This is a genomic window from Amycolatopsis sp. MtRt-6 (genome assembly GCF_017308975.1).
Classification (GTDB): domain Bacteria; phylum Actinomycetota; class Actinomycetes; order Mycobacteriales; family Pseudonocardiaceae; genus Amycolatopsis.
Window position 1 is genome coordinate 171,264 of the sequence record NZ_JADWPD010000005.1, and the last position, 21,946, is coordinate 193,209.

Annotated in this window: 24 protein-coding genes; 4 read left to right on the forward strand and 20 right to left on the reverse strand. The window is 71.8% G+C overall.

The features are described 5' to 3' along the window. Window positions 1-87: 87 nt before the first annotated feature. Window positions 88-948 (reverse strand): 30S ribosomal protein S2, encoded by an 861-nt coding sequence (gene rpsB, locus I4Q55_RS11470; RefSeq protein WP_206786880.1) that lies wholly within the window; start codon window positions 946-948, stop codon window positions 88-90. Window positions 949-2,056: 1,108 nt separating this feature from the next. Between rpsB and I4Q55_RS11475 the strand changes: the two genes are divergently transcribed. Next, complete coding sequence (locus tag I4Q55_RS11475) at window positions 2,057-2,551, forward strand: M23 family metallopeptidase (protein ID WP_242545807.1); 495 nt, start codon at window positions 2,057-2,059, stop codon at window positions 2,549-2,551. Here I4Q55_RS11475 and I4Q55_RS11480 read toward each other — a convergent pair whose 3' ends face one another. The 19 genes from I4Q55_RS11480 to I4Q55_RS11570 all read right to left on the reverse strand — a co-directional run bounded on the left by I4Q55_RS11480 (window position 2,552) and on the right by I4Q55_RS11570 (window position 18,778). Continuing rightward, the gene (locus I4Q55_RS11480) at window positions 2,552-3,400 is read right to left on the reverse strand and encodes a FliA/WhiG family RNA polymerase sigma factor (protein ID WP_206786881.1); all 849 of its coding nucleotides are present in this window, start codon (window positions 3,398-3,400) and stop codon (window positions 2,552-2,554) included. It abuts the gene before it with no gap. A gap of 109 nt (window positions 3,401-3,509) precedes the next feature. Further along, window positions 3,510-4,490 carry a tyrosine recombinase XerC gene (locus I4Q55_RS11485; RefSeq protein WP_206786883.1) on the reverse strand — a complete coding sequence of 327 codons (981 nt, stop codon included), beginning with the start codon at window positions 4,488-4,490 and terminating at the stop codon, window positions 3,510-3,512. Between the two features lie 103 nt (window positions 4,491-4,593). Continuing rightward, complete coding sequence (gene dprA / locus I4Q55_RS11490) at window positions 4,594-5,736, reverse strand: DNA-processing protein DprA (protein ID WP_206786892.1); 1,143 nt, start codon at window positions 5,734-5,736, stop codon at window positions 4,594-4,596. Further along, window positions 5,733-7,244: a YifB family Mg chelatase-like AAA ATPase gene (locus tag I4Q55_RS11495; RefSeq protein ID WP_206786901.1), complete on the reverse strand. Its 1,512-nt coding sequence runs from the start codon at window positions 7,242-7,244 to the stop codon at window positions 5,733-5,735. Before I4Q55_RS11495 ends, dprA begins: the two co-directional genes overlap by 4 nt. After that, complete coding sequence (locus I4Q55_RS11500) at window positions 7,244-7,621, reverse strand: YraN family protein (RefSeq protein ID WP_206786903.1); 378 nt, start codon at window positions 7,619-7,621, stop codon at window positions 7,244-7,246. Before I4Q55_RS11500 ends, I4Q55_RS11495 begins: the two co-directional genes overlap by 1 nt. 262 nt (window positions 7,622-7,883) lie before the next feature. Continuing rightward, window positions 7,884-8,207 carry a DUF2469 domain-containing protein gene (locus I4Q55_RS11505; protein WP_003096226.1) on the reverse strand — a complete coding sequence of 108 codons (324 nt, stop codon included), beginning with the start codon at window positions 8,205-8,207 and terminating at the stop codon, window positions 7,884-7,886. Beyond that, window positions 8,204-9,058, reverse strand: a complete 855-nt coding sequence (locus I4Q55_RS11510; RefSeq protein WP_206787431.1) for a ribonuclease HII — start codon at window positions 9,056-9,058, stop codon at window positions 8,204-8,206. Before I4Q55_RS11510 ends, I4Q55_RS11505 begins: the two co-directional genes overlap by 4 nt. A gap of 90 nt (window positions 9,059-9,148) precedes the next feature. After that, complete coding sequence (lepB, locus tag I4Q55_RS11515) at window positions 9,149-10,087, reverse strand: signal peptidase I (RefSeq protein WP_206786913.1); 939 nt, start codon at window positions 10,085-10,087, stop codon at window positions 9,149-9,151. 31 nt (window positions 10,088-10,118) lie between these two features. Continuing rightward, the gene (gene rplS / locus I4Q55_RS11520; RefSeq protein ID WP_091306793.1) at window positions 10,119-10,487 is read right to left on the reverse strand and encodes a 50S ribosomal protein L19; all 369 of its coding nucleotides are present in this window, start codon (window positions 10,485-10,487) and stop codon (window positions 10,119-10,121) included. A gap of 166 nt (window positions 10,488-10,653) precedes the next feature. Then, entirely contained in the window at window positions 10,654-11,400 is a 747-nt protein-coding gene (trmD, locus tag I4Q55_RS11525; RefSeq protein ID WP_206786923.1) for a tRNA (guanosine(37)-N1)-methyltransferase TrmD, read from the reverse strand. Further along, the gene (rimM, locus tag I4Q55_RS11530) at window positions 11,400-11,912 is read right to left on the reverse strand and encodes a ribosome maturation factor RimM (RefSeq protein WP_206786925.1); all 513 of its coding nucleotides are present in this window, start codon (window positions 11,910-11,912) and stop codon (window positions 11,400-11,402) included. Before rimM ends, trmD begins: the two co-directional genes overlap by 1 nt. Before the next feature lie 20 nt (window positions 11,913-11,932). Beyond that, window positions 11,933-12,172 carry an RNA-binding protein gene (locus tag I4Q55_RS11535; RefSeq protein WP_003103110.1) on the reverse strand — a complete coding sequence of 80 codons (240 nt, stop codon included), beginning with the start codon at window positions 12,170-12,172 and terminating at the stop codon, window positions 11,933-11,935. Next, the gene (rpsP, locus tag I4Q55_RS11540) at window positions 12,169-12,612 is read right to left on the reverse strand and encodes a 30S ribosomal protein S16 (protein ID WP_206786927.1); all 444 of its coding nucleotides are present in this window, start codon (window positions 12,610-12,612) and stop codon (window positions 12,169-12,171) included. Before rpsP ends, I4Q55_RS11535 begins: the two co-directional genes overlap by 4 nt. A 159-nt stretch (window positions 12,613-12,771) precedes the next feature. After that, the gene (locus I4Q55_RS11545; protein ID WP_206786929.1) at window positions 12,772-13,566 is read right to left on the reverse strand and encodes a CPBP family intramembrane glutamic endopeptidase; all 795 of its coding nucleotides are present in this window, start codon (window positions 13,564-13,566) and stop codon (window positions 12,772-12,774) included. A gap of 102 nt (window positions 13,567-13,668) precedes the next feature. Continuing rightward, entirely contained in the window at window positions 13,669-14,394 is a 726-nt protein-coding gene (locus I4Q55_RS11550) for a CPBP family intramembrane glutamic endopeptidase (RefSeq protein ID WP_206786931.1), read from the reverse strand. A 45-nt stretch (window positions 14,395-14,439) separates the two neighbouring features. After that, complete coding sequence (locus tag I4Q55_RS11555; protein ID WP_206786941.1) at window positions 14,440-15,516, reverse strand: amidohydrolase family protein; 1,077 nt, start codon at window positions 15,514-15,516, stop codon at window positions 14,440-14,442. Continuing rightward, window positions 15,513-17,051 carry a signal recognition particle protein gene (ffh, locus tag I4Q55_RS11560; RefSeq protein WP_206786943.1) on the reverse strand — a complete coding sequence of 513 codons (1,539 nt, stop codon included), beginning with the start codon at window positions 17,049-17,051 and terminating at the stop codon, window positions 15,513-15,515. Before ffh ends, I4Q55_RS11555 begins: the two co-directional genes overlap by 4 nt. Before the next feature lie 438 nt (window positions 17,052-17,489). Then, window positions 17,490-18,362 (reverse strand): Ku protein, encoded by an 873-nt coding sequence (locus I4Q55_RS11565; RefSeq protein ID WP_206786952.1) that lies wholly within the window; start codon window positions 18,360-18,362, stop codon window positions 17,490-17,492. 53 nt (window positions 18,363-18,415) lie between these two features. Further along, window positions 18,416-18,778: a hypothetical protein gene (locus tag I4Q55_RS11570; protein WP_013223841.1), complete on the reverse strand. Its 363-nt coding sequence runs from the start codon at window positions 18,776-18,778 to the stop codon at window positions 18,416-18,418. Window positions 18,779-18,899: 121 nt separating this feature from the next. Here I4Q55_RS11570 and I4Q55_RS11575 point away from each other — a divergent pair, with 121 nt between their 5' ends. The 3 genes from I4Q55_RS11575 (at window position 18,900) to I4Q55_RS11585 (ending at window position 21,937) form a co-directional block, all read left to right on the forward strand. Then, on the forward strand, window positions 18,900-19,487 hold the full coding sequence (locus I4Q55_RS11575) for a TetR/AcrR family transcriptional regulator (RefSeq protein WP_206786955.1): 588 nt from the start codon (window positions 18,900-18,902) through the stop codon (window positions 19,485-19,487). A 23-nt stretch (window positions 19,488-19,510) separates the two neighbouring features. Continuing rightward, window positions 19,511-20,263, forward strand: coding sequence for a glucose 1-dehydrogenase (locus I4Q55_RS11580; RefSeq protein WP_206786957.1), 753 nt, complete (start codon window positions 19,511-19,513; stop codon window positions 20,261-20,263). 369 nt (window positions 20,264-20,632) lie between these two features. Beyond that, window positions 20,633-21,937 carry a diguanylate cyclase gene (locus tag I4Q55_RS11585; protein ID WP_206786968.1) on the forward strand — a complete coding sequence of 435 codons (1,305 nt, stop codon included), beginning with the start codon at window positions 20,633-20,635 and terminating at the stop codon, window positions 21,935-21,937. The last annotated feature ends 9 nt before the right edge of the window (window positions 21,938-21,946 follow it).

The following is a 21,946-nucleotide window of genomic DNA, read 5'->3' on the forward strand; positions in this document are numbered from 1 at the left end:
GTGTTACCCCGGTCTTGGGCCGCTCTGTGGGGGGGTGCGCCGCGGGGGCGGCGGGCCGGGGGGGCCGCCCCCACGGGCGGTGGAGCATCAGGAGGAGGCGGTCGCCTGCTCGGCGGCGGCCTCGGTCGCGGCAGCGGCCTCGTTCGCGTCCGCGGCGGCGGTCTCGGAGCCGGCGAGCAGCTCCTTCTCCCACTCGGCCAGCGGCTCGTCCGCGGCGACACCCGGCTCCGGCTTCGCGTCGGCCGAAGCACCGTTGCGGCTGGAGCGCGCCATCAGACCGGCGGCCGCGGCCTCGGCGACGACCTTGGTCAGCAGCGCGGCCGACCGGATGGCGTCGTCGTTGCCCGGGATCGGGTAGTCGACCTCGTCCGGGTCGCAGTTGGTGTCCAGGATCGCGACGACCGGGATGTTCAGCTTCCGAGCCTCGCCGACGGCGATGTGCTCCTTCTTGGTGTCGACGATCCACACCGCGCTCGGCACCTTGGCCATGTCGCGGATACCGCCGAGGGTCTTCTCCAGCTTTTCCTTCTCGCGGGTCAGCGTCAGGATCTCGCGCTTGGTGAGGCCGGTGAAGCCACCGGTCTGCTCCTGGGCCTCGAGCTCCTTGAGGCGGAGGAGGCGCTTGTGCACGGTCTGGAAGTTGGTCAGCATGCCGCCGAGCCAGCGCTGGTTGACGTAGGGCATGCCCACGCGCGCGGCCTCGTTGGCGATGGCTTCCTGAGCCTGCTTCTTGGTGCCGACGAACATGATGGTGCCGCCGTGCGCGACGGTCTCCTTGATGAACTCGTACGCACGGTCGATGTAGGTCAGCGTCTGCTGCAGGTCGATGATGTAGATGCCGTTGCGCTCGGTGAAGATGTAGCGCTTCATCTTCGGGTTCCACCGGCGGGTCTGGTGCCCGAAGTGCACGCCGCTGTCGAGCAGCTGCTTCATGGTGACGACGGCCATTGCCGGAATCACACCTCTTCTGTGTAGTGCGCGCCTTGCTTCCGCTGGACGCGCTGCTCGGTTGTCGCTCGCGGCCGGGTGGCCGTTCGCCCTGGTGCCCGCGCCGGTGTCCGGACCCCGGGAGTAGAGGAAACCCCGTGGACCGCCGGACCCCGTGCGCTCCCCCGGCTGTTTCCAGAAGGGGGAACGCGCACGTGCACGCGAAGTCAGCCCGCTGAAACGGACTGCGCAGAAGATTCTACCCCCTGCCACCACCCCCTCCCCCACCGGCGGCCACCGGACGGCGAAGTTGTCCACATCGGGTCCGGTTATCCACAGATTCAGCCTCGGCGGCCCACGGAGCGCTCGGGTACCGCACGCTGGAGACATGGAGTCGATCAAGCGTTCCCGGTGGTGGGCGCCGGGGTGGTTCTTGGGCGCGTTTGCCCTGGTCATGGTGGTTCTTGGAGGGTGGTTCGCGAGTGGAGATGCCGGTGTTCGAGCCCCCGGGGCGGCGGCTTGGCGAGGTGAGGTGCCGGCGCTGGCGTCGACGTCGCCGAGGCTGGGGACAGATGCGCCCGGGACGGACGAATCCAGCCCACCACGCGCGGCGCCGGAGCGGTGGACGGGCGGTCTCGCACCGCCTCGGGCACGTGCTCTGCCGCCGCCTGAGGCGGGCGCTTGGCGCGTCGGCTCGGGAGCCGAAGCTCGGCGAGGTGACCTGCGCACGCCCGCAGCGGCATCACCCGCGCGGCCCACGGCGGCCGAGCCGTGGTCAGGCGATCTCGGCTCATCCGCGACGTCGCCCAGGCGGCCCTTAGCAGCCGAGCCGCGATCCGGCGATCTCGGCTCGCCCGCGGCGTCACCCAGGCGGCTCGCAGAGCCGGCGGTGGCCAAGCCTGCGTCAGCCGACCTCGTCTCGCGCGCAACAGCCTCGCCCCGGTGGCCGGTAGCGGCGATAGCCGAACGCCCGGACTTCGCTCCATCTGCGGCGACGCCGGCACGGTGGTCATCCGAGATGCCCGGACCGCCGGCCGGTTGGCTCGCAGCCACCGCTGCCCCGTCGGCCGCACCGCGGGCTCTCCCCGCCGCCGTGCGAGGGCCGGTCGTGCCGTGGGCGGTCGCGCTCATGATCGCCCCGGCGTGGCCGCCCACCTCTGCGGCCGGACCTGACGCGGGCGGCTCCCGTGCCGTGCGGCATCCGCGGCTCTCCTGGCCTTTGTCACCCGTTCCGGTGGTCACGAAGTACTTCGACGCGCCTGACACCCCGTTCGGTCCCGGGCATCGCGGCGTCGACCTGGCCGCCGTGCCCGGGCAGGACGTGCTGGCCGCCGATGCGGGCGTCGTCGTCTTCGCCGGTCTGGTGGGTGGGCGGCCCGTGCTCTCCGTCGACCACGACGGCGGGCTGCGGACCACCTACGAACCCGTCTCGGCGAAGGTGGCCGTGGGCGAGCAGGTCTACCGGGGCCAGGTGCTCGGCACCGTCCTCGCCGGGCATCCCGGCTGCGCGGTGGCGGCGTGCCTGCACTGGGGCGTCCGGCGGGGCGAGGAGTACGTCGATCCCCTCGCCCTGACCGGCGAGGCGGGCGAATACCGGCTCAAGCCGTGGGGAGGTGGTGGATGATCAGTTGCCGGTCTGCTCGACCAGCTTGGCGCGCAACCGCATGACCGCCCGCGTGTGCAGCTGGCTGACCCGCGACTCGGTGACGCCGAGGACCTTGCCGATCTCGGCGAGGGTCAGGCTCTCGAAGTAGTAGAGGCTGACCACGATCTTGTCCCGCTCGGTCAGCTGCGCGATCGCCTGGGCGAGCTGGCGGCGGTTGTCCTGGTCGACGAGCACCGCGACCGGGTCGACGGCGTCGTCGTCGGGCAGCGTGTCGACCAGCGAACCGCTGTCCTTGCCCGCGGCCACCAGGTCCTCCAGCGCGACGACGCTGGTGAGCTGCAGCTGGCCGTAGAAGTCGCGCAGGTCGTCGAGGCCGATGCCGAGTTCGGCGGCGAGCTCCGCGTCGGTCGGGGTGCGGTGCAGGCGGGCGCCGAGGCGCTCCATCGCGCGCTCCGCCTCCTTCGCCTTGCTGCGGACCGCGCGCGGGACCCAGTCCTGCGAACGGAGGTCGTCGAGGATCGCGCCGCGGATGCGCTGCATCGCGTAGGTCTCGAAGCGCAGGCCGCGCTCGGGGTCGAACTTCTCGATCGCGTCGACGAGCCCGAAGATGCCCGACTGCACGAGGTCGCCGACGTCGATGTGGGTGGGCAGGCCGGTGCCGACCCGGCCGGCGACGTACTTGACGAGCGGGGCGTAGTGGAGCACGAGCCGATCGCGCGACGCCTGGTCCGGGCTGTCGGCGAACTGCTGCCACAGAGCCGCGATTCCGGCGTCGACGTCGTAGCCGGCCCGGGCCTCCGCGGGCGCGGCAGCCTCACCGTGAGTGCTCACTCCGGCGGCTTCGGTCACGTGCGGGCCTGCTGTCATCGCACAGTCGTTCTCGGCATGCGGCTCAGTGTCGTCTCCGTGCTCGTGCGGATGCGCGTGCGCCGCCGGACCTGCTGGTGACGACCCCGGCGAGCCTCCCCGGACCGCCTCAGGCCCTGGGGTGCGCTCGGTCATGGATCGCTTTCAACCGGTCGACGGTCACATGAGTGTAGAGCTGCGTCGTGGCAAGCGTAGCGTGACCAAGCAGTTCCTGAACGCTCCTGAGATCGGCACCCCCTTCGAGCAGATGCGTCGCGGCGGAATGCCGCAGGCCGTGGGGCCCCATGTCGAGGGCTCCGGGCACCGCCGTGACGGCGTCGTGGACGACGCGCCGCACCGTGCGCGGGTCGACGCGTTTGCCCCGGACACCGAGGAAAAGCGCGGGCTCGGCGCTCTCACCACCGGTTTCGGCGACGATCTTCGGCCGCCCGTCGTCGATCCAGTCCGCGAGCGCCTCCGCCGCCGGAACGCCGAACGGGACGACGCGTTCCTTGCCGCCCTTCCCCAGCACCGTCACGACACGACGGGAGAAGTCCGCCCCGCCGACGTCCAGCCCGCACAACTCGGACACACGGATGCCGGTGGCGTACAGCAGTTCGACGATCGCGCGATCACGCAGGGCGACGGGATCGCGTTGCGCGGCGCCGGCGGCCGACGCCTGCATGACCTCCCCCGCCTGCCCGGCACGCAGCACCCCGGGCAGGGTGCGATGCGCCCTCGGGGCGGCGAGCCGGCCACCCGGGTCCGTCGCCAGCACGCCGGTGCGGTGCGCCCAGGCGGTGAACGTCCGGGCCGAGGCGGCCCGCCTGGCCAGCGTCGTCCGGCTCGCCCCGCCGGACTGCTGCGCGGCGAGCCACGCCCGCAGCCGGGCGAGGTCGAGCTCCGCGGCCTCGCTGCCGTCGTCCACGACGAACCCCAGCAGCGACACCGCGTCCCCGACGTACGCCCGGACGGTGTGCGCGGACAGGCCGCGTTCGAGCCCGAGGTGCCGTTCGTAGGCGGTCACGACGGCGCGCACGGGCTCGGGCAACGCGGCCCGGAGCGCGCGGAGGTCGGGACGGCGAGCCCGGCCGGAGCGTGGTGGCGGCATGGCTGTCACGCTGCGCGAACAACCGCCTCCGGTCAAGGATCGCCACGCGGCCCTACCGGACCGGCCGAACGCCGTCGGCGATTTTGCCCGGATTTCGTGGTGATCACGCGCTTTCCTTCCGTCGTCGCCAGCCGGAGTCCCCGCGGACGGCGAATCCGTCGATCTCCAGTTCGGGCAGCAACGCCCGCACCCGCCGCAGCGGGAGGCCGGATTCGGCCGCGACCTCGGCGTCGGACCGGTCGGCGCGCACGGCGAGTGCCTCGAAGGCACGCAGTGCCTCGGGCCCCAGCCGGTCGGTACGCCGTTTCGGCCGGCTCGGGGCGGTGTCCTCGGCGGCCCCGAAACGGCCGACGGTCTCGAGGACCTCGTCGACGGTCGAGACCAGCGTTGCTTTGGCGTCGCGGATCAGTTCGTGACAGCCGACGGACATCCCCGACGTCACGGGCCCGGGCAGGGCCATCACCACCTTGCCGAAGGCACCGGCGGTGCCGGCGGTGTTGCGAGCACCGCTGCGGCGCCCCGCCTCGACCACCAAGGTGCCTTCGGTCAGGGCGGCGATGAGCCGGTTGCGGACGAGGAAGCGGTGCCGCGCGGGTGGGGTGCCGGGCGGGTATTCGCTGACGACCGCGCCGCCGGAGCGGACGATCCGGTTCAGCATGCTGATGTGCCCGGCCGGATAGCCGTTGTCGACAGCGCAGCCCAGCACCGCGACGGTGACGCCCTCGGCGGCGAGTGCGCCTCGGTGGGCCGCCCCGTCGATGCCGTAGGCGGCCCCCGAGAAGATCGGCACACCCCGGCCGGCCAGCCCGTACGCGAACTCGGCGGCGTGGTGTTCGCCGTAGGCGGTCGCGGCGCGGGCACCGACGATGGCCACGGCCCGATCGGCGGCGGTGTCCAGCGCACCCTCACCGGCCACCCACAAGGCCAAAGGTTGTACGGCTTCGGCCACCCCACGATGGGCGGCGAGGTCGAGGCTGTGCAGCGGCCAGCCGGGCCACTCGTCGTCTTCGGGCACGACCAGCCGGGCGCCGGCCGCGGCGGCTCGGGTGAAGTCCTGGCTGACGAGGTCGTAGCCGCGGCGTGCCTCGGTCACTTTGCGTACTTCGGGTGGGCAATCGCCGCGCCGAACCCGCGCGGCTGCCGCCACTGGCCCGTGCTCGGCGACGAACGCGACGAGGGCGACCGCCGGAGGTTCCGCCACGCGCAGCAGGTAGGCACGGGCCTGCCGCGATTCGTCGACGCTCATGCCGCCACCCGCTCTCGGAAAGCCAGGGCCGCTCCGACCTGATCTGCTCCGGGGCGGGGCTCGCCGTCGAGGTCGGCCAATGTCCAGGCGATGCGCAGGCAGCGGTCGGCTCCGCGGCCGCTCAGGGCTCCTCTCTCCATGGCTCTGTCGAGGAGAGCCGTTGTGTCGGCGGGAAGGGCGAACTCGCGTCGCAAGGCGGGGCCGGGGACCTCGGAGTTCGACAGCCAGCCGTGCTCGCTCCAGCGTTGGGCAGCTCGCCGGCGTGCTGCGAACACCCGTTGGCGCACCGCTTCCGAGGGCTCCGCCGGACCCGTGTCGTGCGCGCTGATCGCGCTCAGCGGCCGTAGGCGGACCCTCAGGTCGACGCGATCCAGCAGCGGTCCGGACAGCTTGGAAAGGTACCGGCGGCGGGCGCTCGGCGAACACACGCAGTCGGCGTCTTTCGGCGGTGCGCAGGCACACGGGTTGGTGGCCAGGACCAGCTGGAAGCGCGCCGGGTAGGTGATCGCGCCCTTCACGCGGGCGATGCGCACCTCGCCCTCCTCGAGGACGGTCCGGAGCGACTCGAGGCACTGCCCGCCGAACTCGCACACCTCGTCGAGGAACAGGACGCCGCGGTGGGCGCGGCTGATCGCGCCCGGTGACGCTGCTCCGCTGCCGCCGCCGATCAGGGCCGGTAAGGAGATCGAATAGTGCGGGGCCACGAACGGCGGAATCGTCACCAGCGGTGAGGATTTCGACAGCGAGCCGTCGACCGAGTGCACCGCGGTGACCTCCAGGGACTCCTCGGGCGTCAGCTGCGGGAGGAGGCCGGGGAGCCGCTTCGCCAGCATCGTCTTGCCCACCCCCGGCGGGCCGGTGAGGAGGAGGTGGTGGCCGCCCGCCGCGGCGACCTCCAGCGCCCAGCGTGCCTCCGGCTGGCCGATGACGTCCGCGAGGTCCGGGACCTCCGGCGGTGGCACCGGGCCGGGTGGCTCCGGGTGGGCCAGCTCGGCTTCGCGGTTCAGCCAGGCCACGAAGTCGCGCAGGTGCGGTGCGCCCGCGACTTCGATGCCGTCGACGAGAGCCGCCTCGACGAGGGAGTCCGTCGGCACGACGGCTCGTCCGTAGCCCGCCGCCCGGGCCGCCAGCAGGCCGGGCAGGATGCCGCGGACCGCGCGGATCCGGCCGTCCAGGGCGAGCTCGCCCAGCAGCACGGTGCCGAGCAGGCGGGTGGCCGGGACCGCACCCGACGCCGCGAGCACCGCCGCCGCGATGCCCAGGTCGAAGGCGGATCCCATCTTGGGCAGGTTCGCCGGGGACAGGCCGAGGGTGATCTTGCCGTCGGGCCAGGACTGACCGGAATTGCGGACGGCGGACCGGACGCGGTCCTTCGCCTCGCGCAACCCGGCGTCGGGCAGGCCGACGATGGTGATCCGGCTCAGCCCGCCGCCGAGGTCGGCCTCGATCTCGATCACCCGGCCGTTGATGCCGAGGAGGCCGGCCGACCAGGCTTTGGCGATGGGCATCAGAACGCCGCCTCGATGTGCTGGAGGCGGGGCCGGGTGCCCGGCTCCGCGAGGATCGTGACCACGTCGTAGCGGACGGGGCACCAGCCGATGCGGAACTCGCGCAGCCAGCGTTGGGCAGCACGGCGGACCCGGCCCGCCTTCTCCTCGGTGACCGTTTCGGCCGGGAGGCCGAATTCGGTTCCGGAGCGGGTTTTCACCTCGCAGACGATGACGCGGGTGCGGTCGGTGAAGACGAGGTCCAGCTCGCCTTCGCGGCAGCGCCAGTTGCGGGCCAGCAGGACCAGCCCGCGGTCCTGCAGGTACCGGAGCGCCAGGTCTTCGCCCCAGGCGCCCAGATCCCGGCGGTGTCTGGCGAGCTCGTCGGTGCCCGTCATCGTGTTCGCCCCCTCGTCGGTTCGCGCCCGTCACCGGGGCGGTCCCGGCGATCACGGTGCGTGTGCGTTCGACGATGCCAGCCTGCGGAGGGGGCTCACCAGAGCCGGATCGCGAAGCTGTGGACAACGGGGGTGATGTGGACAACCGGTCCACGGAATGCCGCGGAGCGCCCGAACTGACGGTGGGATGTGCTACCAGGACGGCACGCAAAACGCGCCGGCTCGACCGAGGTGGCGAGCCGGCGCGGGACGAAGACGAACGTCAGCCCGAGAAGGGGCCGTCCTCGGGGAGGCGGAGGTCCGGCTTGTCCAGTTCCTCCACGTTGACGTCCTTGAACGTGATGACCCGGACGTGCTTGACGAAGCGGGCCGGGCGGTACATGTCCCAGACCCACGCGTCGGACATGCGGACCTCGAAGTACACCTCGCCGCCGCCGTCGCGGACCTGGACGTCGACCGCGTTCGCCAGGTAGAACCGCCGCTCGGTCTCCACCACGTACGAGAACTGGCCGACTATGTCGCGGTACTCGCGGTACAGCGAGAGCTCCATCTCGGTCTCGTACTTCTCGAGATCCTCTGCGCTCATGAAATCCGCGCCCCTCCTCGGGATCGTGCTGGGGATCGTGCTGCTGCTCCGCCGGCGGAGCGTTCATTGTGACCCACACCCGCGGCCAGGGCATGCAGCGGCAGGCTGAGTTGAGGCTCCAATGCCTCGTCGAGGACCGCGGCCAGCCCGGCCGCGGCGGGCGTCTCCATCGCCTTCTCCAGCGCCGCGTACGTCAGCAGGACCGGGCGTACCGGGCGCAGGCCGTGCTTGACGGCCACCGTGGCGACGTTCGTGTACGACCAGCGGTGGACGTCGCTGGGGCCGTGCTCGCGCAGCGCCGCCAGGTGGTCGGACGTGCTGTACCCCTTGTGCACGTCGAACCCGTAGTGCGGGAAGTCTTCGTGGTAGCCCGCCATGATGCGGTCCCGCGTCACCTTCGCCAGCACCGACGCGGCCGCGATGCAGGCCACGGACCGGTCGCCCTTGATGACCGCCGCGTTCGGGGCCGTCAGGCCGGGGACGCGGAACCCGTCGGTGAGGATGTAGCCCGGGGACACGCGCAGGGCCGCCGCGGCGCGGCGCATGCCCTCCAGGTTCATCACCCGGATCCCGTAGAGGTCGACTTCTTCGGTCGGGATGACGATCACCGAGTAGTCGACGGCCCGGGCGAGGATCAGGTCGTAGACCCGGTCGCGCGCCTTGGCCGTCATCATCTTGGAGTCGGTGAGCTCGGTCAGCTTCGCCGCGTCGCCCTGCTTGAGCACGCAGGCCGCGACCACCAGCGGCCCCGCGCACGCTCCGGCGCCGGCTTCGTCCACACCGGCGACCGGGCCGAGGCCACGGCGGTCGAGCGCGCCCTGCAACCCCCAGAAGAGGTCGCCGCGCACCACGGCCCGCGGTGGCCGGATCGGCTCGGCCGCCGTCAGGGGAACGGGAAGTGTCAAGGCTGGATCACCCGTCTGCCGGCAAGGGTCGGGTGGCTAGGGTTTCCGCCCGGCCACCCGGCGCAGTCCGGACTTGAGCTTGCGCCCGACGAACAACGCCGGCCACGCCGCCGCGATCCCGGCGCCGAGCGGGAGCCCGCTCTGCCAGGCCGGCGCGCCCAGCGCCACCGGCTGCGCCGCTTCCTGCGGGTTGTGGTCGGTGATCCCGCCCCACCGGCTCGGCGGCAGGACAATGATCCGCGCCTTGCCGATGACGTCCGCGACCGGGACCGCGCCGTTGACGCCGCCGCCGCCCTGGAAGCGCGAGTCGTCGGAGTTGTTGCGGTTGTCGCCCATGACCCAGAGCATTCCGGCGGGAACCTTGACCGGGTCGAAGGACCGCTGCTCCTGGACGGCCGGGTCGTCCCAGTAGATGTACGGCTCGTCGAGCGCCTTGCCGTCCACGATGACGCGGCCCTGCGGGTCGCAGCACTGGACGGTCTGACCGCCGACGGCGATGACCCGCTTGACGAAGTCGCGCTCGTCCGGCGGGGCGAACCCGACCAGCGAACCGAGACCACGCAGGCCGCGGACGACGATGTTGCTCGACTCCTGCGGCGGGATCTCGTTGTTGATCCACGACTGCGGGCCCTTGAAGACGATCACGTCACCCGGGGCGGGCTCGGTGAAGTCGTAGGTGACCCGGTCCACGAGGATCCGGTCTCCGGTACACCCGGGACACCCGTGCAGGGTGGCCTCCATGGACCCCGAGGGGATCATGAAGACCTTCGCGAGGAATGTCTGGATCAGGATCGTGAGCACCAGGGCGATCACGAGCAGGATCGGCAGTTCCTTCCAGAACGACCGTTTCTTGGCGGGTTTGGCGCGCCGCCGGCGGGATCCCCCGCGCTCCTCGGAGCGGGACAGCCTGGGCTTGTCCTCCTCGGAGCGATCGGGGTCATCCTCGGGAGCGTTCTGGGACACGGGTTCGGCCACGTCGTCAGGCTACCGGTAACCGGGTGGTGACTCAGTTAGCCGAGGCCGTCTCGCGGTTCTCGCGACGCTCCTTGATCTTGGCCTTCTTGCCGCGCAGGTCGCGGAGGTAGTACAGCTTCGCGCGCCGCACGTCGCCGCGCTTGTGCACCTCGATCTCGGCCAGGTTCGGCGAGTGCACCGGGAAGGTGCGCTCGACGCCGACGCCGAACGAAACCTTGCGCACGGTGAAGGTCTCCCGGATGCCACCGCCCTGACGGCGGATGACCACGCCCTGGAAGACCTGGTTGCGCTCGCGGTTGCCCTCGATGACGCGGACACTCACCTTGAGCGTGTCGCCCGGGCGGAAGTCCGGGATGTCGGAACGCAGCGACTGCTTGTCCAGCGCGTCCAGGGTGTTCATCGGTGGTCCGTCCTCGTCTTCGGTATGGCTTGCGTACAGATCCCGGGCGCGCAACGGTGCCGCTGCGGGCGACCCGGGGGGCTGATGGCGGGCTCGTGGACGAGGAGGTCCACTCACGCCAACCTGTCAAGTATTACAGACCGGGGTTCCGGCGAATGCACCGGCCCTAAGCCTGCCCGGGGTCCAAGCCCTCCAGGACCCCGCGATCGTGCTTGTCGAGACTACCTTCCGGCAGCGCCGCCAGGAGATCGGGGCGGCGGCGGGCCGTGCGCTCGAGGGCCTGGTCACGCCGCCAGCGGTCGATCAGGGCGTGATTGCCCGACCGCAGCACGTCCGGCACGGCCAGGTCGCGCCACACCTCCGGCCGCGTGTAGCTGGGCCCCTCGAGCAGGCCGTCGGAGAACGAGTCCTCCGCGGCCGAGCGCGCGTTGCCGAGCACCCCCGGCAGCAGCCGGACGACGGCCTCGACGATGACCAGCACCGCCGCCTCGCCGCCGACCAGCACGTAGTCGCCGATCGACACCTCGTCGACCGGCATCCGGCGGGCCGCGTCGTCGACGACCCGCTGGTCGATGCCCTCGTACCGGCCGCAGGCGAAGACCAGATGCTGCTCCGCCGCGTAGGCGTGCGCCAGCTCCTGGGTGAACGGCTTCCCCGCCGGCGTCGGCACGACGAGCCGTGTCTCGGACGTGCAGACGTCGTCCAGGGCCGGGCCCCAGATCTGCGGCTTCATGACCATGCCGGGGCCGCCGCCGTACGGGGCGTCGTCGACCGCGCGGTGCACGTCGTGGGTCCAGTCGCGCAGGTCGTGCACGCCGACCTCGATGAGGCCGCGGTCGATCGCCCGGCCCAGCAGCGCGGCACGCAGTGGGTCGAGGTATTCGGGGAAGATCGTGACGACGTCGATCCGCATCAGGCGTCCAGGAGCCCTTCCGGCGGGTCGAGCACGACGCGGCCACCGGCGACGTCCACGGTCGGGACGATCGCGCGGACGAACGGCACGAGCGCCGGACGGCCGTCGACGTCCAGCTCCAGCAGCTCGCCCGCGGGCGAGTGGACGACCTCGACGACCTTCCCGACGACCGTGCCGTCGGTCAGCTCGGCCCGCAGGCCGGCCAGCTCGTGGTCGTAGAACTCGTCGGGGTCCGCGGTCGGCGGCAGCGTGGCCGTGTCGGCCAGCAGCAGCGCACCCCGCAGCGTCTCGGCGACGTCGCGGGTGAGGACCTCCTCGAAACGCACCAGCAGCCGCCCGCTGTGTTCGCGGGCGGCTGCGATGGTGAGTTCCCTCTTGCTGCCGTCACGCAGCTTCGTCGTGACGGCCGCACCGATCTTGAACCGCTCTTCCGGCGAGTCCGTGCGCACGTCCACCGCGAGTTCCCCGCGGATTCCGTGCGCCTTCGCGATGCGGCCGACTACGACGTCCATCCTGACCGTTTCGATGAGGCTCAGCGGTCGGTGTCGACGACGTCCACGCGGACGCCGCGGCCACCGATGCCACCCATGACGGTGCGCAGGGCGGTCGCCGTGCGACCACCCCGGCCGATCACCTTGCCGAGGTCGTCGGGGTGCACGTGCACCTCGAGCGTGCGGCCACGGCGCGTGGTCAGCAGCTCGACCCGGACCTCGTCCGGGTTGTCGACGATCCCGCGCACCAGGTGCTCGAGGGAGTCCGCGAGGAAACTCACTCGGACTTCTCGCCCTCAGCGGCCTCCGCCTTCTCGGCCTCGGCCTTCTTCGGGGTGGACTTCTTCTTCGGCGTGGTGGCCTCGGTGGTGGGCTCCTCGCCGGCCGCGGCCAGCGCCGCGTTGAACAGGTCCTGCTTGGACGGCTTCGGCTCGGCCACCTTCAGGGTGCCCTCGGCGCCCGGCAGGCCCTTGAACTTCTGCCAGTCACCGGTGATCTCCAGCAGGCGCTGGACCGGCTCGGTCGGCTGCGCGCCGACACCCAGCCAGTACTGGGCGCGCTCGGAGACGACCTCGATCAGGCTCGGCTCTTCCTTCGGGTGGTACTTGCCGATCGTCTCGATGGCCTTGCCGTCCCGGCGGGTGCGCGCGTCGGCGACGATGATGCGGTAGTACGGCGCACGGATCTTGCCGAGGCGCTGCAGCTTGATCTTGACGGCCACGGGTGTGGGTTCTCCTCGAGTCTCTCTGGTGCTGGGCTGGGCGCACGCGGGCCGAGTGGGGACACGGACGCGGGCACCCGAAGGTCAGGAGCTTTCGCGCGGTGAGAGGGTCCGGCGGAAGCAGGCAGTGCACCATTCTGCCAGATGGCACCCGCGCACTCAGAAAGAGGCCACCCCGAGCGCCCCGAGCAGGATGGTCAGCGCCGGGAGGAAGTTGTTCACCTGGTGCGCGACGATACTGCCCGGCAGCCGCCCGGTGACCAGCCGGACCAGACCGATCGGCACCGCGATGACCAGCAGCAACGTCGTCCGCAGCGGCTCGAGGTGGCTGGCCGCGAACACCGCCGTCGACAGCAGGAACGCCGCGACGCGGCCCCAGCGCTCGCTGCGCCACTGCAGCTGCTCCGCGGCACCCCAGAGCAGGCCGCGGTAGATGATCTCCTCGCAGATCGGGCCGAGCAGCCAGAGGTAGACGAACATCACCAGGGCCGCCGAGATCGACATCCGGCGGTCCTCGACCAGCGCGCTGATCGCCGACGTCGCGTTGGCGTCGCCGACCAGCCGCGTCCACAGGTAGGCGGCGACGGTGGTGAAGACGAGGCCGACGCAGCCGTACCGGAGCCCGGTCTTCACGTCGGCCCAGCGCCACTCGAGCCGCAGGTCGGCGAGGGGGCCGTTGCCGCGGACGTAGGTGATCAGCACCGCGACGCCGGCCGCGATCATCGTCGGCAGCATGGTGCCGAGCAGCACGACGCGCATCGGCAGCGGGCCGGGGCCGGTGTCGCCGACGAGGACGGACACGAAGGCCGCGGACGCCAGCAGCACCGCCTCGACGAGCAGGAACGCCCCGAAACCCCACCGGTGCCGCGGCGCGGGCGGCAGGAAGGCGGGCTCCTCCGGCTCCGGCAACGGCGTCGCGTCGGCAGCCGGGTCCCGGGGCTGGGAAGTGGTCACGCCTTGCCCTCCGCGTCGCTCGGCTCCAGGTGTCGAGCCTAGCCGCCGGGATGTGATCGCACAGTATCCGTCCAGCTACTGTCCATCGAACTTCGCAACGCCTCAGTGCGCGACGAACAGCAGCACGGCGGGCGGCAGGTTGTTGGCCGCGTGGGCGATCACCCCGGCGCTGACCCGGCCGGACAGGTACCGGGCCAGCCCCATCGCGATGCCCTGGCCGAACAGGGCGATGGTGCGGGTCGGCTCGCCGTGCAGCTGGGCGAACACGAGCGAGGTGAGCACGAGCACCACCCAGGGCGGGACCCGGTGGAACGACAGCGCGTTCCACAGCGTGCCGCGGACCAGCAGCTCTTCGGTGATCGGCGCGCCGGCGATGACGATCACGGCCGCGAGCACCAGCCACACGGTGTCGCCGTCGAAGGTGTCGGCGAGGTCGGTCAGCGGGCTGTCGGAGACGTCGTCGGCGCCGTAGACCGCGATCAGCATCAGGTTGAGCAGGTAGCCGACGACCAGCGCGAGCACGCCGCAGGCGAGGCCGATCCGGACGTCGCGCCAGGTCGGCTTGAGGCCGAAGTCGGCGCGCAGGCCCTCGCCCCACAGCCACGAGCCGGCCGCCGGGCCGAGGCCGAGCAGCAGGTTGGGCACGAACGCCAGGAGCAGCAGCGGGCCGATGTCGTGCAGTTCGAGGGGGTCGAACTCGCCGACGTTGCGGTTGACCGCCGCGGCGATGATCAGGTTGGCCAGGTAGTAGCCGGCGATCCCCGCGAAGAACGCCACGAAACACCAGTGCGCCCTCAGCACGCGCCGTGCGCCGTCGTCGTCCGTCACGCGCCCCACGCTAAAGTGCCGCCCCCGCAAGGAAATCAGCGGGGTCTAGGCGTACACGACCCCGCCGAGCACGATGTGCGAAGGATGCCGCAGGACGCCCAGGTCCTCGCGCGGATCGCTCGGGTAGACGAGCAGGTCGGCGGGCGCGCCGTCGGCGATGCCGGGGTGGCCGAGCCAGTCGCGGGCCGCCCAGGACGCGCTCGCGAGGGCCTGCTCGCGCGTCATTCCCGCGCGGTGGAGCGCCTCGATCTCGTCGACGAGCCTGCCGTGCTCGACCAGGCCCCCGGCGTCACTGCCCGCGAAGACGCGTACGCCGGCTTCGATGGCCGAAGCGACCATGTCGCCCACGCCGGCGTGCAACGCGCGCATGTGCGCCGCGTACGTCGGGTACTTGCCCGCCTTGTCCGCGATGCCCGGGAAGTTCTCGATGTTGATCAGGGTCGGCACGAGCGCGACGTCGTGGCGCGCCAGCTCCGCGAGCTGGTCGGCGCTCAGGCCGGTGCCGTGCTCCAGGCAGTCGATGCCGGACGCGATGAGGCCGGGCATCGCGGCTTCGCCGAACACGTGCGCGGTGACGCGGGCGCCGTGGTCGTGCGCGACCTTGACGGCTTCGGCGAGGACGTCGTCCGGCCACAGCGGCGCGAGGTCGCCCACCCCGCGGTCGATCCAGTCACCGACGAGCTTGACCCAGCCGTCGCCGTCGCGCGCCTGCTCGGCGACCGCTTCCGGCAGGTGCGCCGGGTCGTCCAGCTCGATGCCCAGGCCCGGGATGTACCGCTTGGTGAGGGCAAGGTGCCGTCCGGCGCGGATGATCGCCGGCAGGTCGGCGCGCCGCTGCAGCGGCCGGACGTCGATCGGGAGGCCGCAGTCGCGGATGAGCAGCGTGCCCGCGTCCCGGTCCTGCCGGGCCTGGGCGGCCGCCTCTTCGAGGGAGACGGGCCCGCCGACGCCGATGCCGGGGTGGCAGTGCGCGTCGACCAGGCCGGGCACGAGGAAGACGTCCCGGCCGAGGGTCTCGGCGTCCGGCACCGGCTCGAAGGAGATCCGGCCGCCGGTGATCCACAGCTCCCCCGGCTCGCCGCCGGGCAGGATCACCCCGGCGGCGTGGAGCGCGGTGCTCAATTGTCCTTGGGGTTCTTGGGCAGCTTGAACTTCGACGGGTCGAAGCCCGGGACGTCGTTCATGCCGCCGAGCTGCGACAGGTCGGGCATCCCGCCCGGCATGCCACCGCCCGGGGGCAGCATCGGCATGCCGCCGGGGAAGCCGCCACGGACCTTGGGGGGCGTGGGACCGCGGCCCTTCTTGCCCTTCTTGCCCTTGCGGGACTTCGAGCCGCCGCCCCCGCCGCCGAAGCCGAACCGGCCGGCCATCTGGGCCATCATCTTGCGGGCCTCGAAGAACCGGTTGACCAGGTCGTTGACCTCGCGGACGGTGACGCCGGAGCCGTTGGCGATGCGCAGCCGCCGCGAGCCGTTGATCATCTTCGGGTCGTCGCGCTCGGCCGGGGTCATGCCGCGGATGATCGCCTGCAGCTTGTCGAGGTGCTTGTCGTCGACCTGGGCCAGCTGGTCCTTCATCTGGCCGGCGCCCGGGAGCATGCCGAGCAGGTTGCCGATCGGGCCCATCTTGCGGACCGCGAGCATTTGCTCGAGGAAGTCTTCCAGGGTCAGCTGGCCGCTGGACAGCTTCGCCGCGGCCTTCTCGGCCTGGTCCTGGTCGAAGGCCTGCTCGGCCTGCTCGATCAGGGTGAGGACGTCACCCATGCCGAGGATCCGCGACGCCATCCGGTCGGGGTGGAAGGTGTCGAAGTCTTCGAGCTTCTCGCCGTTGGAGGCGAAGAGGATCGGCTGGCCGGTGACCTCGCGGACGCTCAGCGCGGCACCACCGCGGGCGTCGCCGTCGAGCTTGGTGAGCACGACGCCGGTGAAGCCGACGCCGTCGCGGAACGCCTCGGCCGTCGTCACGGCGTCCTGACCGATCATCGCGTCGACGACGAACAGGACCTCGTCCGGGTTCACCGCGTCGCGGATGTCCGCGGCCTGCTTCATCAGCTCTTCGTCGACACCCAGGCGGCCCGCGGTGTCGACCACGACGACGTCGTGCTGCGCGTGCTTGGCCTCGGCGATGGCGCGGCGGGCGACGTCGACCGGGTCGCCGACGCCGTTGCCGGGCTCGGGCGCGAAGGTGACGACGCCGGCGCGCTCGCCGACGACCTGCAGCTGCGTGACGGCGTTCGGGCGCTGGAGGTCGCAGGCGACCAGCATCGGCGCGTGGCCCTGCTTCTTCAGCCACATCGCCAGCTTGCCGGCGAGCGTCGTCTTACCGGCACCCTGCAGACCCGCGAGCATGATGACGGTCGGCGGGGTCTTGGCCAGGTTGAGCCGGCGCGTCTCGCCGCCGAGGATCCCGACGAGCTCCTCGTTGACGATCTTGATGACCTGCTGCGCGGGGTTGAGCGCCTGGGAGACCTCGGCGCCCTTCGCCCGCTCCTTGATCCTCGCGATGAAGGTCTTGACCACGCCGAGGGCGACGTCGGCCTCCAGCAGCGCGATGCGGATTTCGCGCGCGGTGGCGTCGATGTCGGCGTCGGACAGCTTGCCCTTGCGCGTGAGCGTCTGCAGGGCGGCGGTGAGCCGATCGGAGAGGGTGTCGAACACGGGTGTGCACGCTCCAGCTGGGTCGATGGTGGCGCGCCGGACTCGGCCGGCCCTGTCGAGGGTAGTCGCTCCGGGTCTCCCGCTCTCGCGGGCCGCTCGCCGCAACCTCGGCGGGGCAGGCAAGGTGATCACCACGACCGCCGGTTCGCGGACGCCGGAAAGCTGCCGTGGAGACCCCTCGATCCCTCCACGGCAGCCTTCGGACACCCCCTTGGGCCCCGCGCCACCTCCCCGTGGTGCGGGACGGGTCCCGGAAACGGGCCGCTCCTCCTTCGGCCCGCCCCGGAACCCTGGCGTCTGGACGGCTCACCTCCCCAGGGGCCGTCCCGACTTCCCCCCTCGCCAGCGATCCGGTACCCGCTGACAGGGAGAAGTCTGCCGCGCCGGGGGACGGCCGGTTGAGTGTGAGAACCCTCAATTACCCGTGGGTAGTAATACTCAAGACGTCTTCGACCGGCTGCGGGTCGCGGCCCGCTTCGCCGTCGTACGCGCCTTCGCGGCCCTCGAAGCCGCCGCCTTGGCCTTCGTGACCGCCGCGTTGCGCGCGTCCTCCGCTTCGGCCGCGCTCTCCTGCAACGCCGCCAGCAGGCGGGTCACTCCCTCGGCCTGCTCGGCGGCCGTCGGCTGGACCACCTCGGCGCCGTCGATCTTCGCCTGGACCAGCGCCTGGAAGGCTTCGCGGTAACGGTCGGGGTAGCGGCCCGGGTCGAACTCGCCGGTCAGCTCCTCGACCAGGTTCACCGCGCGCCGCAGCTCGCCGGGGCGGATGTCGACGTCGGCGTGCTGGAACGGGAAGTCCGGGGTGCGCACCTCGTCCGGCCAGCGCATCGTCTCCAGCACGATCACCTGGTCGCGCACCCGCAACGCGCCGAGCGTCTCGCGGCGGCGCAGCGCCACCGTGACCAGCGCGAGCCGGCCCGACTGCTGGAGCGCCTCGCTGAACAGCACGTACGGCTTCGTGCCCGCCGGCTCGGGTTCGAGGTAGTAGCTCTTCGCGAACCAGAGCGGGTCGACGTCGGGCACCGGCGCGAAGCCGCGGATGGCGATCGTGCGGCCCGGCATCGGGAGCGACGCCAGCTCGTGGGCCGACAGCAGGACGACGTCGCCGCCGGGGACCGGGTAGCCGTGGACCATCTCCTCCGGTGGCACCTCGGCGCCGTCGACCTCGCACACGCGCTTGACCCGGACGCGGCCGCCGTCGGACTCGTGCACCTGGTGCAGCGGGATCTCCCGCTCCTCGGTGGCGCTGTACGCCTTCACCGGGATGGCGTAACTGCCGAACCCGATCGTGCCTGTCCACACCGCGCGCATCCGTGCCACCTCCGCAGCTCCCAGGCTAGACAGCGGCCGCGGCGGATCGACAGCTACAAACGGGTGTCAGGCGAGACGGATTCGCTCACACATTCGAACGACGGCGTGACCTCGTCGAGCGCCTCCGCCGAGCAACGGGAGGCGATGGCGGCCGCGCGGAGCACCTCGGTGACCACCTCGACGTCGAGCGGCGGCGCCGCGGCGAGCGCGGCCGAACCGCCTTCGACGCGGGCGGCGAGGCCGGCGAGCGCGTGCGAGATGGCCTCCTGGCCGGCGACCAGCTGGGCGACGACGTCGGTGAGCTCGGCCGTCGTGGCACCCGGGCCACCGCAGCGCAGGCCGGCGGCGAGTTCCTCGGCGCAGGAGCGCAGGTGGGTGGCGACGACGGTCGGCGGCAGCGTCAGCCGATCCTGCATCGCTCACCCCCTCGGGCCGGTCGAAGCAGCCATAGTGCCACCGCACGCGGCGTGACCGGACGCGACACACCGCCGCCTACATATTTGACCGCTCGTTCTCGATACGACTAGGGTTTTGATCATGTCCCGGGTCAAGGAGTTCGACGTCGGCGAAGCGTGCGAAGGCGCGCTCACGCTCTTCCGGCAGCAGGGGTACGAGGCGACGTCGGTCAGCGACCTCGTCACGCACCTCGGCGTCGCCAAAGCCAGCCTGTACGCCACCTTCGGCACGAAGCACGACCTGTACGTCACCGCGTTGAAGCGCTACGCGGAACGAACCGACGCGCGGGTGATGGCCCAGTTGTCGGAGCCGGGGTCCGGGGTGGCCGCGGTGCGCCGGCTCTTCGGCGGCTACACCGCGGAAATCCTCGGCGACGAAACGAGAATGGGCTGCTTCGTCGTCAACTCGGCCATCGAGCTGCTCCCCCACGACCCCGAAGTCGCGCGGCTGGTGGAACGCAGCTGGGACACCCTCGAGGTCGCGCTGACCATGGCGCTGGAACGCGCGAAGGCCCAGGACGAACTCCCCGACGGCAGCGACCCGGCGACACTGGCGCGGTTCCTGCTCACCGTGCTCCAGGGACTACGCGTCCTGGGCAAGGGCACCGACGCGGCGAGCCGGGTGCACGCCGCCGTCTCGCAGGCCCTGCGCCTGCTTATTCGAGAATGATCAGACCAGAAAGAAGGTACACGATGGGGGCACGTTTCGCGGGCAAGGTCGTCCTGGTGACGGGCGGCGGCTCGGGCATCGGACGGGCGACGGCGCGGGCGTTCGCGGCCGAAGGCGCCACCGTGGTCGTCGCCGGGCGTGACGAGCAGCGGCTGGCGTCGGCGGTGAAGGAAATCGGCGGCACCACGACCGCGGTGACCGTCGACATCACCGATTCGGCGGACGTGGCGCGGATGGTGGAGACGGTCGTCGCACGGCACGGCGGGCTGGACGTCGCGTTCAACAACGCGGGCATCCTCGGGTCGCCGGCACCGGCCGCCGACCTCGACGAGGCCGGCTTCGGCGCGGTGCTCGACACGAACGTCACCGGGACGTGGCTGTGCCTCAAGCACGAGGTCGCGCACATGCGGGCGCACGGCGGCGGCGCGATCGTCAACATGGCGTCGAACCTCGGCGCGCACGGCAGGCTGCCGAACCTGGCGGCCTACGCGGCGTCGAAGGCCGCGGTGAGCGCGCTGACCAGGACGGCGGCGCGCGACCACATCGCCGACGGCGTCCGCATCAACGCCGTCAGCCCGGGCGCGACCGACACGGACATGTCCCGGCGCCCCGGCGAGACGGACGCCGGCCGCGCCGAGCGGCTGAAGGACGCGATTCCGCTGGGCCGGGTGGGTGCCACCGCCGAAGTGGCCGCCGCGGTGCTGTGGCTGGCTTCGGACGAAGCGGCGTTCACCGTGGGGCACGACCTGGTGGTCGACGGCGGCGCGACCGCCTGAGGCGGTCCCACCCGGGCCCGCGGACGAGGTTCACGACTCACGGTTGCGCATGGTGACGATTCCTCTCTCCTGATCGGAACGGAACAGGGGTACGGCGGGCTCAGGACTCACGGTTGCGCACGACGGCTCTCCTCTCGGACACGGTGAACGGGGGTCATGGCGGCTCAGGACTCGCGGTTGCGCATGACGGCCTCCCTCCGGTGGTCCGCGCGGACGTCGGGACTCGGGGGCTCAGGACTCGCGGTTGCGCATGGCGGCGGCCTCCCTTCACTGCTCCGAACGTGTGGCAATCATCGATCGCGGCGGCCCGGTGTGGTGGGGTGGAACGCGGATCGTCGGATCACCCAGGGGAGTTGCACCGCCTTGAGTATGGACGGCGCCCGTCCGGCCCAACCCCGCGCGGGACGGATCCGTGCGGCGGTGAACCCTGCTCACTGGACCCTCTGGCAGCAGCGCGCGTCGCTGGTCTTCTACTGCTTCCTCGTCGAGTCGGTCGCGCTGGTCGCCACTGTCTGGACGGCGCTGGCCGTGCCGGTGCGGGCGTGGGACCTGGCCGTCTTCGGCGTCCTCGCCGGGCTCGGCGTGCTGCAGGCGGAGCTCGGCCGGCAGGTCGAGCGCGTCCGGCGCCTCGTGTCGGACACCCCGCACATCAACCTGACGTCGGTCTGGACGTTCGCCGGGGTGCTGCTCCTGCCGCCGGCGCTGGGCGCGGCCCTGGTCGCCGTCCTGTACGTGCACCTGGCGACGCGCAGCCTGGCGCGGATCAAGCGCGTCCCGCCGTTCCGGACGACGCTGAACGCGACGCTGGTCATCGTCACCTGCTACTCGGCCGACCTGGTGCTCGCGTGGCTCGGGGTCGGCGACATGTCCGCCGCGCTGACGGCGGGCTGGCGCGGCGTCACGGCGATCGCGCTCGCGGCGGTGACGTACTTCCTGGTCGCGGCGATCACGATCCTCCCGGCGCTGACGATCACGACCCGCTCGCTGAAGGCGTTCTTCGGCGGCCTCGGCGACAACCTGCTCGAAGTCGCGACGCTGTGCCTGGGCATGCTGACGGCCCTGACGCTGGCGACGCTGCCCGCGCTCACCCTCGCCATCGTGCCGCCGCTGCTGGTGCTGCACCGGGCGGTGCTGATCAAGCAGCTGGAGATCGCGGCGACGACCGACGAGAAGACGGGCCTGTTCAACACGACCGGGTGGCACCTGCTCGCGTCGCGCGAGCTGGCCAGGGCGCAGCGCCACACGCGGAGCACGTTCGGCGTGCTGATGATCGACCTGGACCACTTCAAGCTGATCAACGACCGCCACGGCCACCTGGCGGGCGACACGGTGCTGCGCGCGGTGGCGGCGACGATCAAGAGCGCCGTCCGCGACTACGACTCGGTCGGCCGCTTCGGCGGCGAGGAGTTCGTCGTCCTGCTGCCGGACATCGGCCCGGCGGCCGTGCTCGCGGTGGCCGAGCGCATCCGGTCGGCCATCGAGTCCCTGCGGGTCGAGTACGAGGACGGCAGCCACGTCCGCGCCATCGGCGGGCTGTCCGCGTCGATCGGCGTGGCGACGTACCCGGACGGCGGCACGGCCGTCGACCGCCTGCTGCAGGCCGCGGACAAGGCCCTCTACCGGGCCAAGGACGCAGGCCGCAACCAGGTCGTCGACGGCACCGCGCTCGCCTGACCCACCCCT